This is a genomic window from Novacetimonas sp. GS1 (assembly GCF_036686925.1).
In the GTDB taxonomy this organism is placed as follows: Bacteria; Pseudomonadota; Alphaproteobacteria; order Acetobacterales; family Acetobacteraceae; genus Novacetimonas; species Novacetimonas hansenii.
This window is the reverse complement of the sequence record NZ_VSZP01000001.1, coordinates 2,858,258-2,870,081: the sequence shown is the minus strand read 5'-3', so window position 1 is coordinate 2,870,081 and position 11,824 is coordinate 2,858,258. Positions and strand designations below refer to the sequence as shown.

At 64.8% G+C, this 11,824-nt stretch carries 10 protein-coding genes; all 10 read left to right on the top strand.

Annotated features, from left to right (window positions below; genetic code table 11):
- Positions 1-36 precede the first annotated feature (36 nt).
- The 10 genes from FYB92_RS12625 to FYB92_RS12580 all read left to right on the top strand — a co-directional run bounded on the left by FYB92_RS12625 (position 37) and on the right by FYB92_RS12580 (position 11,822).
- The gene (locus tag FYB92_RS12625) at positions 37-1,524 is read left to right on the top strand and encodes a Ppx/GppA family phosphatase (protein WP_003618268.1); all 1,488 of its coding nucleotides are present in this window, start codon (positions 37-39) and stop codon (positions 1,522-1,524) included.
- A 245-nt stretch (positions 1,525-1,769) separates the two neighbouring features.
- Positions 1,770-3,125, top strand: a complete 1,356-nt coding sequence (locus FYB92_RS12620; RefSeq protein ID WP_332828772.1) for an amidohydrolase family protein — start codon at positions 1,770-1,772, stop codon at positions 3,123-3,125.
- Positions 3,049-3,399, top strand: coding sequence for a hypothetical protein (locus FYB92_RS12615; RefSeq protein WP_332829035.1), 351 nt, complete (start codon positions 3,049-3,051; stop codon positions 3,397-3,399). The genes FYB92_RS12620 and FYB92_RS12615 overlap by 77 nt, the downstream gene beginning before the upstream one ends.
- 13 nt (positions 3,400-3,412) lie before the next feature.
- Positions 3,413-4,369 carry a LysR family transcriptional regulator gene (locus tag FYB92_RS12610; RefSeq protein WP_003618274.1) on the top strand — a complete coding sequence of 319 codons (957 nt, stop codon included), beginning with the start codon at positions 3,413-3,415 and terminating at the stop codon, positions 4,367-4,369.
- A gap of 227 nt (positions 4,370-4,596) precedes the next feature.
- Complete coding sequence (locus FYB92_RS12605; RefSeq protein ID WP_143456015.1) at positions 4,597-6,063, top strand: NAD(P)-binding domain-containing protein; 1,467 nt, start codon at positions 4,597-4,599, stop codon at positions 6,061-6,063.
- A 42-nt stretch (positions 6,064-6,105) separates the two neighbouring features.
- Complete coding sequence (locus FYB92_RS12600) at positions 6,106-6,345, top strand: DUF4089 domain-containing protein (RefSeq protein WP_003618277.1); 240 nt, start codon at positions 6,106-6,108, stop codon at positions 6,343-6,345.
- Positions 6,342-7,724: an AtzE family amidohydrolase gene (locus tag FYB92_RS12595; protein ID WP_075594975.1), complete on the top strand. Its 1,383-nt coding sequence runs from the start codon at positions 6,342-6,344 to the stop codon at positions 7,722-7,724. Before FYB92_RS12600 ends, FYB92_RS12595 begins: the two co-directional genes overlap by 4 nt.
- A 5-nt stretch (positions 7,725-7,729) precedes the next feature.
- Positions 7,730-9,325, top strand: coding sequence for a gamma-glutamyltransferase family protein (locus tag FYB92_RS12590; protein WP_332828771.1), 1,596 nt, complete (start codon positions 7,730-7,732; stop codon positions 9,323-9,325).
- Positions 9,319-10,593, top strand: a complete 1,275-nt coding sequence (locus FYB92_RS12585; protein WP_408902370.1) for an allantoate amidohydrolase — start codon at positions 9,319-9,321, stop codon at positions 10,591-10,593. Before FYB92_RS12590 ends, FYB92_RS12585 begins: the two co-directional genes overlap by 7 nt.
- Positions 10,593-11,822, top strand: a complete 1,230-nt coding sequence (locus tag FYB92_RS12580) for an alanine--glyoxylate aminotransferase family protein (RefSeq protein ID WP_332828770.1) — start codon at positions 10,593-10,595, stop codon at positions 11,820-11,822. The genes FYB92_RS12585 and FYB92_RS12580 overlap by 1 nt, the downstream gene beginning before the upstream one ends.
- Positions 11,823-11,824 lie beyond the last annotated feature (2 nt).

The following is an 11,824-nucleotide window of genomic DNA, read 5'->3' as shown; positions in this document are numbered from 1 at the left end:
CGTGCCCACCCCCGCCACCATGGCCGGGGCCCCGGCGTGAGCGGCGCATCGGGGCAGGACCGTTCCGCCGTCATCGACCTGGGTTCGAATTCCGTGCGTCTGGTGGTGTTTGACGGGATTTCGCGTAACCCCATCCCGATCTTCAATGAAAAGGTGGTCCTGCGCCTTGGCCGTGGGCTGAACGCGACGGGCCTGCTGAATGAGGAGGCGGTGCCCATGGCGATGGAGGTCATGGCCCGTTTCAACGCCATTGCGCGCGGCATGGATGCCAGCCCGTTTGAGGTACTGGCCACTGCGGCGGTGCGTGACGCCACCAACGGGCCGGAATTCGTCGCGGGCCTGCGGTCGCGCCTGCCGGGTGTGCCCATCCATATCCTGTCGGGGGAGGAAGAGGCCGATTATTCCGCGACAGGTGTTTTGTGCGGGATTCCCGATGCTGACGGGCTGGTGGCTGATATTGGTGGGGGGTCGCTTGAACTGATCCGCCTGGTGGCGGGGCAGAAGCTGAATGCCTGCACGCTGCCGCTTGGGGTTATCCGGCTTAATGACCGGGCGCAGGGCGACCTTGCACAGGCACGGCAGGTTGTGGACACCGACCTGTCACAGATCGGCTGGCTTGATGATGTGCGCGGGCGTTCGCTGTATCTTGTGGGGGGCGGGTTCCGTGCGCTTGCGCGGTTGCAGATCGCGCGTACGTCCTATCCGCTTAATATCGTGCATCTGTATGAACTGGGTTCGGATCCAGCGCGGGAGATGGCGGACTGGATCATCGGGTCATCGCGCCGGACGCTGGAACGCCTGCCCGGTGTCCCGCGCAAACGGCTGGAGGATGCACCGTTCGCGGCGACGGTGCTGCGTCGGCTGATCCGCCGGTTACAGCCCACGCGCCTCGTCTTTTGCGTCGATGGCCTGCGAGAGGGGTGGTACATGCGCAAGGTCGCAGCCGCCGTGGCGGATATGGACCCGCAGGAAGCCGTCGCGCGTGAAATGTGCGCAAGGTTGGGCCGCAGCATGACGCTGCCGATGCGTCTTGCGACATGGACGGCCCCACTTTTCCCAGGGGAGGGGGATGTGGCGCGCCGCCTGCGCCATGCCGCGTGCTGGATGTCGGATGTCGGTTCGTATGACCATCCCGAATACCGGGCGGAGCAGACATATCTGCGGATACTGCGCATGCAGGGGGTGGGCTTCACGCATGAGGCCCGCGCCTTCCTCGCCCTGACGCTGGCGATCCGGTACGGTGTTGACATGACGACCCCCTGCCTCGAACCGTCGCGCCTTTTGCTTGATGAAACGCAGTTCGCGCGGGCGCAGGTGCTGGGTCAGGCGCTGCGTCTGGCCTACAGCGTCAGTGGCGGGACGGATGCGTTGCTGCGCGGGACGGAACTTGTGCTGGATGATGGTGGCCTTGTCCTGCGCTTTGCATCGGGGCGGGCCGTGGTGCAGGGGGAAAGCGTGCGGCGCCGCCTTGAACGGCTGGGCGCCAGCCTGTCCATTGCCACACGGATCGAGGAAAGCGCCTGATTACGGCGGCCTTGCAGGCGTAAGGGATTGTTTGAAAACAGATCATTGATAAAAACAAGCAAAGTTTCTGGGGGCCGCCTTTTTTCAGAAATGCGGCGTCTTCTGAAGCTTTTTGGAAACAGATTCTCCAAAAAACTTTATAATTTCAGTATGTTATCGAGACTTACTTTTCAAGAAGTCTCTAAGTAAATGGCAAAGGTTCGTGGGACTCCTGCTGAAACCTGTGCCATTGCGATCAATCAGTCATGCATGGCGGAGGGATGATGCTGCTGGTGCGCGGTGGAACGGTGGTCACGGCCGAGGCGTCATTCAGGATCGACATCCTGTGTGGCGATGATGGGGAGATCGCCGCGATTGGTCCCGCGCTTGACATCCCCACCGGATGCGATGTGCTGGATGCGGGTGGTCTGCTGGTGATGCCCGGCGGCGTGGACCCGCACACCCGCATCGGGCCGGATGAGCAACGTATCGCGGCATTGGCGCCTGTCCTGCTGGCGGCGGGGACGACCACGGTGATCGAATGTGTCGGCGGGCCGCGTGGACGTGGCATGCGTGCGGCATGGCAGGACTGGCGGCGTGGCTGGCGGCATGCGGTGCGCGGTGGTGGCGTCGATTTTTCGGCGCATATGGTGATCGGACAGTATGACGGTGATGTCGCGTGCGGCATGGCGGAGGTGACGCAGGCATGTGGCGTGAACTCCTTTCGCCTGTCCTGTGGCGGGGAAATGGATGACACGCAGGTCATGGGCGTGATCGACCATGCCATGGAACTTGGCGCGTTATGTGCGCTCGACGCGCATGGGGGGCTGGTTGCGGCCTACCTGCGCGCGGGTCTGGACCGGGCCGGAATCGACAGTGCGGAGGCACAGGCCCTGTCCTGCGCCGCACCGGTCGAGGGCAGCGGTATCGCCCGTGCCATCATGATGGCAGGCATGCTGGGCGCGCCGGTCCATGTCGGGCCGGTTTCCACGCGCGACGCGGTTGACGCCATTACGGCTGCCCGCCTGCGCGGGCAGCGTGTCAGTGCGGAGGTGCTGCCCCGGCATCTTGTGCTGGATGGGGAGGGGGATGAGGTCTTCCCCGGCTGTGACGCACTGCCACCCCTGCGTGACGGCGCACAGCATGCCGCATTATGGGGTGGGCTGGCGTCGGGTATGCTGGGCATGAGTGCGAGTGGCGCCGGGGCTGACGGGGGCCTGGCGGGGGAGGCATGCATGCCCGACCTTGTGGGACGCATGGGGCTGCTGTGGCATCATGGTGTTCGTGCCGGTCGCCTGTCAGCGGAGGATTTTGTCGCCATGACCTCCGCCAATGCGGCGCGTACATTTAACATCTATCCCCGCAAGGGGGCGATCATGGTGGGGGCGGATGCTGACCTGCTGCTGTGGGATGCGCACGGTGCTGCGCATGTGCTGTCGTCATGTTACGGCGCGCCGGTTGTCTCTGGCGCGGTCGTGCATGTGGTGCGCGGTGGCGTTGTGGCGTACTCGGCAACGCAGGCGTGCGTTGCGGGTGGGGGACGGCATGTCGATCGCCCCTGTTTCGGGCGTGACCTTGCGCCGCGCGTCCGGCGCAGGGCGCATCTGGCGGCGCAGGGATGATGGTGCGCCTCATCTTTCGCGTATCATACTTCCGCTCGCTGTCCCTTTGGTCGTGGTGGGGGATGCGGTCATCATTCGCAGGGTCCGTGTCATGTCGTGGGGCCGGGGGCGCGCCACATGCGGCGCTGTCCGATGGGGGGATGCGCGTGATGGTGGTGCGGCCTTCGGGATGGTGGGATGGCGTGTGATGCGTGATGGTGGAACGATAAGGCCATGTCGTCATGCGTCATGGGTGGTTTCGGATATGGTCGTACCGTCTGTCGCGGTCGGGTGAAGGAAATGCCGTCATGAATGAACCCGTACTGCGCACCCCGCGCATGATGCGCCTGCACGCCCGGGGAATTTCCTATTTCAACGCCGTGCGCGAATGCCGCTCCATCCGCGAGGCGGCGCGTCGGCTGAACGTCACCCCGTCCGCCCTGACCCGGCAGCTTGCGCAGATGGAGGCGGAAGTCGGCGCGCCGCTGTTCGATCGCCTGCCCGAAGGCATGGTCCTGACGGAGGTGGGGCGCATCATGGCGCGGCACATCGTCACCGTCATGCAGGATGCCGCCCGGACGGAGGAACAGATCAACGCCCTGTCAGGTCGGCAGGACGGGCGGCTGCGCATTATGGCGGTGGAGGGGGTGACGGGGCAGCTTCTGCCGCCGCTGCTGGAACGGATCACGCGGATGTATCCGGCGGTGGACCTGAATGTGGAAATCGGATCACCAAAAAACATCGTCTCCGCCCTGCAGGATGGCAGCGTGGATCTGGGCATTGCGTTTTCACTGGCCCTGTATCCCGACCTGCGGCGTGTCGCGGTGGCGCATTTCCCGGTGGGCGCGGTGGTGCGCCCCGACCATCCCGTCGCCCACCTGCGTACTGTCACGATCGAGGAATGCGTCCGCCATCGCCTGATCCTGCCAACGCGCACCCTGTCGCTGTACCGTGTCATGGAACCGATGCTGCGCCCATGGCATGAACATCTGCATGTCGTGCTGCATACCGGGTCGATCGAACTGACCAACCGCATGGTTGCCGCGGGCAGCGGGCTTGCGTTCCAGTCGCCGCTTGCGGTGGAGATGCAGGCCGGGCACGAAAGCCTGTGCCATGTGCCGTTGCGGGATACACGCGCGGTGACGGACCTTGGGGTCTATGTGCGTGAATCACGCTGGCTGCCGCCATTGCTGGAAACGGTGATCGAGGAATTGCGTCAGGAACTGCGCCGTATCCAGGGCGTGGGCGATGAGAAGGTCCTCTAGCCCGGGGCCTGCGTTCCCGGCCTGCTGTTCTGTTTTTGGAAACAGAATGGTCAGATCATTCTACTGGACGAAACACCTGCCCCCCTGATTACACTGTCCCATCAACGGTGCGGTTGGGGGGACAGCCTATCATGGCGTCGGGGGACGCCATGTCCGCTGCATCGGTAACGACGCGAATGCCAATGGGCGCGAATACCAGTGGGCGCGAATGACAGTGGGACAGGCAGATGACGATGCACGGACATGACGGCGCGGATGCACGCGATGGGCTTGATGCGCTGCGCAGGGCCGTGCGGCGTGACCTTGGGGTTATTGGCTATCCACGGCGCGAATGGGTGCCGCCGCGCCATCATGACGGGCGACGCGTGCTGGATGTCGCGATCATTGGCGCGGGACAGGGCGGCCTGGCCACGGCTTTCGCCCTGAAACGTGGCAGCATCGACAATGTGCAGGTCTTTGATCGCGCCCCACGCGGGGGCGAAGGGCCGTGGGTCACGTTCGCCCGCATGATTACCCTGCGCACGCCCAAATATGTCACCGGCCCCGACCTTGGCGTGCCCAGCCTGACGCCGCGTGCGTGGTTCGAGGCACGTTATGGGGCGCAGGCGTGGGAAAAGCTCGACAAGATCCCGCGTCAGGACTGGCAGGCCTATCTGGACTGGTATCGCGATGTCCTCGACCTGCCGGTGGCCAATGACCACATGTTCGAAGGGGTGACGTGGGAAGACGGCTTGCTGCGCCTGTCATTTTGCACCTCAGCGGGCGAGAGGCGGGTCCATTACGCGCGCAAGCTGGTGCTTGCGACCGGGATCGAGGGGGGCGGCGAATGGCATGTCCCTGCCTTCATCCGTGAAAACCTGCCGCGCGCGCGTTTCGCCCACACATCGGAAACGATTGATTTCACGGCCCTGAAGGGCAAGCGCGTGGGCGTGCTGGGGGCGGGGGCTTCGGCATTCGACAACGCGGCCACCGCGCTGGAGGCGGGGGCCGGGTCGGTCACGCTGTGCCTGCGCCGTCGCGCCATCCCCTCGGTCAACCCGTATCGCTGGATGGAAAATACCGGTTTCCTCGCCTATTTCTACGCGCTGGAGGATCGGCTGCGCTGGGGCTTCATGCAGCGCATCTTTGAACTGAACCAGCCGCCGCCGCAGGACACGTTCTGGCGGTGCCGCCGGCATGCGAATTTCGCCTATCATACCGGCTGTCCATGGGATGACGTGCGGATGCGCGGGGATGAGGTTGTCGTGCAGACCCCCCAGGGCGAGATGACGTTTGATTTCGTGATTATCGGCACCGGTTTCACGGTGGACCTGTCACGCCGTCCCGAAACCCGTTCGTTTGCGCATGCCGTGGCCCTGTGGGGGGAGCGTTATACCCCACCCGAGGGCGAGGGAAGTGCCGTATTGGGCAGCTATCCCTATCTGGGGGAGCGGTACCAGTTCATCGCCCGCGATCCTGCCGACCCGCTGGCGCCGATGCTGGCGAACATCCATAACTTCACGTTTTCCGCCACGCCGAGCATGGGGCTTTCGGGCGCCTCCATCAGTGGCATGCGCTTTGGTGTCGAACGTCTGGCGCAGGGGCTTGGGCGGGACCTGTATGTCGCGGACGGGCAGGCCCATCTCGACAGCCTGCTGGCGTATGACACCCCCGAACTGATCAGCCTTGACCCTCCGGCCTGTGATCCCGTCTAAAAGAAGGCGCTAACTGACACACAGATCCCGGAGATGACGTGCATGAGCAGCCCCTTGAATGACGATGCGGTACCTCCCCCCAAGCCCGCCGCAATGCTGGCGCAGGGCGGCGATGACATCTTTCCCGTGGTTCAGGCGGCGCGCTGTATCGGGTTGACCGTGCCGCCCGCCTGCATGAACGACGTGACCGCGAATGCCGCGCTGTTGCAGGGATATGCCGATCTGCTCAATGGCCTTGTCCTGCCTGATACGTGCGAACCGGCGGGGGAGTATATCCCATGACGCAGGCATCGAACGACGTGCGCCCGAACGACGCTTGCCCGAACTCGGCGTTGCAGATCGCGCAGGACGTGCGCGCCGGGCGGCGCAGCGCCGTTTCCGTCATCACCGGTGTCATTGCGGATATCGAGGCACGCGACACCCGTTTCAACAGCGTGACGCGCATCTTTGGCCCCGCCGCCGTGGCGCGCGCAGAACATATAGACCAGCGCATCGCCCGGGGCGAGGATCCCGGCATGCTTGCGGGGGTGCCGTTCGGCGTCAAGGACCTGTTCGATATCGCGGGGGAGGTGACGACGGCGGGTTCCCTCGTCCTGCGTGGCAACCCGCCGGCGCAGGAGGACGCAACGGTCGTCGCCCGACTTCAGGCACAGGGCGCGGTCGCGGTCGCCAGCCTGAACATGGACGAATTCGCCTATGGCTTCTCCACTGAAAACGCGCATACCGGCACCACGCGCAATCCGCATGACACGGCCTGCCTTGCCGGTGGGTCGTCGGGTGGTTCGGCGGCGGCCGTGGCGGCGGGTATCATGCCGTTTGCGCTGGGGTCTGACACCAACGGCTCCATCCGTCTGCCTGCCGCGTTGTGTGGCGTATGGGGCCTGAAGCCGACATTCGGCCGCATTCCGCGCAAAGGCGCCTATCCCTTCGCCGCCAGCCTTGATGTCGTGGGGCCGATGGCGGATACGGTGGAGGATCTGCATGCCGTGTTCGGCATCATGGATGGCCGTAAGCCCGAGGCACTGCCCGATGTCGCGTCGTTGCGGATCGCGCGGCTGGGCGGATGGTTTGCGCGCAACATTGATGCCGGGTTCGTCGCCGCGATTGATGATGTGATGCGTCACCTCAACAGCACAACGGTTGTCGAACTGCCGGAGGTCGCACGCGCACGTGCCGCATCGTTCCTGATTACGGCAGCCGAAGGCGGCAGCCTGCACCTTGGCCGCCTGCGCCAGCGTGCGATGCAGTATGACCCCGCGACGCGTGGCCGCCTGATGGCGGGGGCGATGCTGCCATCTGCGACGCTGGTGCAGGCGCAGCGTTTCCGTAGCTGGTTTCGCGCGCGCATCCACGAACTGTTCAGCCATCATGACGTTGTTGTCGCACCCGCGACCGTCGGTCCCGCACCGCGCATCGATCAGCCCACCATCATGGTGGAAGGGCGCGTGGTTTCGGCGCGTGCGAATCTGGGCCTGTTTACGCAGCCCATCAGCCTTGCGGGTGTGCCGGTGCTGTCCGCGCCGCTGGCGTGTCCGTCGGGCCTGCCGCTGGGGCTGCAACTGATCGGTGCGCCGGGGGCGGAAGCCGCGCTGTTTGCCGTGGCGGGGGAATTGCAACGTGCGGGACTTGCGCGCTGTGTGCCGCTGACCACGGGGAACTGACGACCATGCTCAATACGCCGCGTTCGTGCCGGGGGATGGTGACATCGCCCCATCACCTTGCCAGTCAGGCGGGCCTTGATATCCTCAAGGCCGGGGGCACGGCAATCGAGGCCGCGGTGGCCACGGCGGCGGCACTGGCGGTTGTCTATCCACATATGACCGGCATTGGTGGCGATGCGTTCTGGCTGACGCTGTGGCCGGACGGGCGTGCGCAAAGCATTGACGCCAGCGGGGCTGCGGCCATGAAGGCCGATGTCGCGTTTTACAGCAATGCCGGGCAGGCGCGTATCCCATGGCGTGGGCCACTGGCGGCGAATACGGTTGCGGGCACCGTTTCGGGTTGGGACATGGCCCTGGGATGGAGCCATGCGGTACAGCCCGGCCTGCCGCTGGGCCGGATATTGCGCGATGCGATCCATTACGCCGAACAGGGCGTGCCGGTCACGGCCGGGGCGGCCGACATTACGCGCGCCAAGGTCGATGAACTGCGTGCCGTTCCCGGCTTCGCCGATCAGTTCATGCCTGCGGGTCGCCTGCCGCAGGCGGGTGATATCCTGCATAATCCCCGCCTTGCCCGCACGTTGCGCATGCTGGTGGATGATGGGCTGGACAGTTTCTATCGTGGGCGTATCGCATCGGACCTTGCCGCCGACCTTGCCTCGCTTGGCAGTCCGCTTGCCCTGTCGGACCTGCAGGCCCACCGTGCCGTACACCAGCCCGCATTGCATGCGCGGGTGCGCGGGGCGGACCTCTATAACGTCGCGCCCCCCACGCAGGGTGTGGCATCGCTGCTGATCTTGGCAGTGTTCGACCGGCTGCGCGCTGCGAAGGCCGACAGTTATGATTACATGCACACGCTGGTGGAGGCGACGAAGCTTGCCTTTCGTTATCGTGACACGCATGTGGGCGACCCGGCGCTGATGACGGTGCAGGCGCAGGATATCCTTGATGACGCAGGTGCGCTGGACCGTATGGCGGCTGTCATTGACCCACAGCGTGCGGCCCCATGGCCCCACCCGTCACAGGCGGGCGATACGGTGTGGCTGGGCGTGGTCGATTCCGACGGGCTGGCCGTCAGCATGATCCAGAGCCTGTATTTCGAATATGGATCTGGTGTCGTCCTGCCCCGCACCGGCGTGGTGTGGCAGAACCGGGGCACCAGCTTTGGCATGGACCCCGACGGGTGGAACGGCCTGCGTCCTGGGCGCAAGCCCTTTCACACGCTCAATCCCGCTGGTGCGCGTTTCGATGACGGGCGCACCATGGTCTATGGCACCATGGGGGGCGAGGGACAGCCACAGACACAGGCGGCTGTCTTTACCCGCTATGCCTATTATGGCGTGCCGTTGCAGCGCGCGGTGACCGCCCCGCGCTGGCTGCTGGGCCGGACATGGGGGGAGGACAGCGTCAGCCTGAAATACGAAGACCGCTTTGACCCTGAACTGATCGCGCGCATGCAGGCGGCAGGCCACCAGATGGAGCGGATGGAACCGTTTACCTCCACCATGGGACATGCGGGCGCGCTGGTGCGGCATGAAAAAACCGGACTGATTGAAGGGGCGACCGACCCGCGCAGCGATGGGGCCGTGGCGGCATGGTAGGTCTGGACATGCAGCCGATTACCGTCCCGCCGCCATCGGGGCAGCGCGTGCATGCGCGGTGCGACCTGCTGGGGCATGCGCCCTATTCCGATGATGCGCAGGGGCTGTTTCGTCCCTATCTTGGCGCAGGATACCGCGCGACGCTGGACCGGATCGCGGCATGGATGAGTGACGCGGGCATGTCCGTGCGCGTGGATGCGATCGGGAATGTGGTGGGGCGTTACGAAGGCATCGCGCCAGATGCGCCATCGCTGCTGATCGGGTCGCATGTGGACAGCGTGCGCCATGGCGGACGGTATGACGGGATGCTTGGCGTCATACTCGGGATCGAGGTGGTGGCAGCCTTTGCGCGGGTGGGGCGGCGCTTTCCCTTCGCGCTCGAAGTGATCGGTTTCGGGGATGAAGAAGGATCGCGCTTTCCTGCCGCGATGCTGACCTCACGCACGGTGGCGGGGGTGCGTGACGGGTTCGACCTGTCGATGGTCGATGGCGACGGGATATCGCTGGCCGCGGCGCTTGCGGAATTCGGGCTTGACCTTGCGGCCATTGACGACGCCCGGATCGCGCCCGGTCGTGTCCTGGCCTATGTCGAGGCACATATCGAACAGGGCCCCGTGCTGGAGGCCGAAGGCCGCGCGGTGGGTGTGGTCAGCGCGATCGCGGCACAGCATCGTTATCGCGTGACGATGCAGGGCATGGCGGGGCATGCCGGCACCATGGCCATGCATCTGCGCCGCGATGCGCTGGCGGCGGCGGCAGAGGCGATTGGCACGGTGGAGCGTATCGGGCGTGCCGGCCCCGCTGACCTTGTCGCGACGGTGGGACGGCTGGAGGTTCTGCCGGGGGCGGCCAATGTCGTGCCTGGTGACGTGATGTTCACCATCGACGTGCGTGCGGGCACCAATGCGGTGCGTGATGCGGCGGCGGGGGAAATCCTGTCCGAAATCCGTGACATTGCCGCCCGCCGTGACATCGTCCTTGGCGTTGCGCTGCAACACGATCTCGATGCGACGCCATGTGATGCGCACCTGACGGAACTGATGGAACAGGCGGTGGTGGACGTGACCGGCGCACCGGCGCGCGTACTGGTCAGTGGCGCAGGCCATGATGCGATGGTCATGGCGCATCTTGTCCCTGTTTCCATGCTGTTTATCCGTTGTGAAAAGGGCATCAGCCACAATCCCGCCGAAGCCGTAAGCACGGCGGATGTGGAGGTTGCCTTGCGCACATTGACGGATTTCGTATGCCTTTTTGAAAGACGTTGCTGATGACACAGAACATTTTTGGTCCGATCGACCCCCCGTCACGCATGTTGATGGGGCCGGGGCCGGTCAATGTGCATCCGCGTGTGCTGCGGGCCATGGCGGCCGACATGCTGGGGCAGTTCGACCCGGAAATGACCACCTATATGAACCAGACCATGGCATTGTACCGTACGGTCTTTATGACGGAAAACCGCTGGACACTGCTGGTGGACGGCACGGCCCGCGCGGGGATCGAGGCGGCATTGGTGTCGTTGCTGGAACCGGGGGCACGGCTGCTGATCGTGCGGGCAGGGCGTTTCGGGCTGTTGCTGTCGGAAATTGCACAGCGGATCGGCGCGGAAATCTTTACCATCGACATTCCGTGGGGCGAGGTTGCGACCCTGAAGCAGATCGAGGATGGCATTATTGCCCATCGGCCGCATGTCCTGGCCTGTATCCATGGCGATACGTCCACCACCATGGCGCAGCCGCTCGATGGGGTGGGGGAACTGTGCCGCAGGTATGATGTCCTGTCCTATGTCGATGCAACGGCGACGCTGGGCGGGATGCCGGTCGCGACCGACCGGTGGGGCGTGGATATCGTGACGGGGGGCCTGCAGAAATGCATGGGGGGGCCGCCCGGTTCCTCGCCCATCACGATTTCGGACCGCGCCGCTGACTACATCATGTCACGTCGGCATGTGGAGGCCGGGATACGTGGGGCGAATACCACGGACGGGATGCGCCCGCGCATTGCCTCGAACTATTTTGATCTGGCGATGATCATGGAATACTGGTCCGAACAGCGCCTGAATCACCATACAGAGGCGACGAGCATGCTGTACGCCGCGCGCGAGGCCGCGCGCATCATGGTGGAAGAAGGGGTGGAGGCACGTTTTGCCCGTCATGCCGCAGCCAGCCGCGCGATGGGCGCGGGCCTGCGGGCAATGGGCCTGACATTGTTCGGCAGTGACGAACACCGCATGACCAATGTAACGGGTGTGTATATTCCCGACGGCATTGATGGCGAACGGGTACGCACGCGCATGCGCGATGATTTCGAGATCGAGATCGGTTCCGCCTTTGGCCCGTTGCAGGGGCGCATCTGGCGGATCGGGGCAATGGGATACAATGCGGCAAAGAACAGGGTGCTGCTGACGCTCGGCGCGCTGGAGGCGGTGTTGCGGCACGAAGGGCATAACCTCGTCTCCGGCCGTGCGGTGGATGCGGCATTGGCGGCATATGGGGCGTGATG

Bases quoted from the DNA above. Each gene is read 5' to 3' on its own strand.
- FYB92_RS12600 (WP_003618277.1), top strand. From the start codon at position 6,106: ATGAGCAGCCCCTTGAATGACGATGCGGTACCTCCCCCCAAGCCCGCC.
- FYB92_RS12585 (WP_408902370.1), top strand. From the start codon at position 9,319: ATGGTAGGTCTGGACATGCAGCCGATTACCGTCCCGCCGCCATCGGGG.
- FYB92_RS12605 (WP_143456015.1), top strand. From the start codon at position 4,597: ATGACGATGCACGGACATGACGGCGCGGATGCACGCGATGGGCTTGAT.
- FYB92_RS12615 (WP_332829035.1), top strand. From the start codon at position 3,049: ATGTCGATCGCCCCTGTTTCGGGCGTGACCTTGCGCCGCGCGTCCGGC.
- FYB92_RS12610 (WP_003618274.1), top strand. From the start codon at position 3,413: ATGAATGAACCCGTACTGCGCACCCCGCGCATGATGCGCCTGCACGCC.
- FYB92_RS12580 (WP_332828770.1), top strand. From the start codon at position 10,593: ATGACACAGAACATTTTTGGTCCGATCGACCCCCCGTCACGCATGTTG.
- FYB92_RS12595 (WP_075594975.1), top strand. From the start codon at position 6,342: ATGACGCAGGCATCGAACGACGTGCGCCCGAACGACGCTTGCCCGAAC.
- FYB92_RS12620 (WP_332828772.1), top strand. From the start codon at position 1,770: ATGCATGGCGGAGGGATGATGCTGCTGGTGCGCGGTGGAACGGTGGTC.
- FYB92_RS12590 (WP_332828771.1), top strand. From the start codon at position 7,730: ATGCTCAATACGCCGCGTTCGTGCCGGGGGATGGTGACATCGCCCCAT.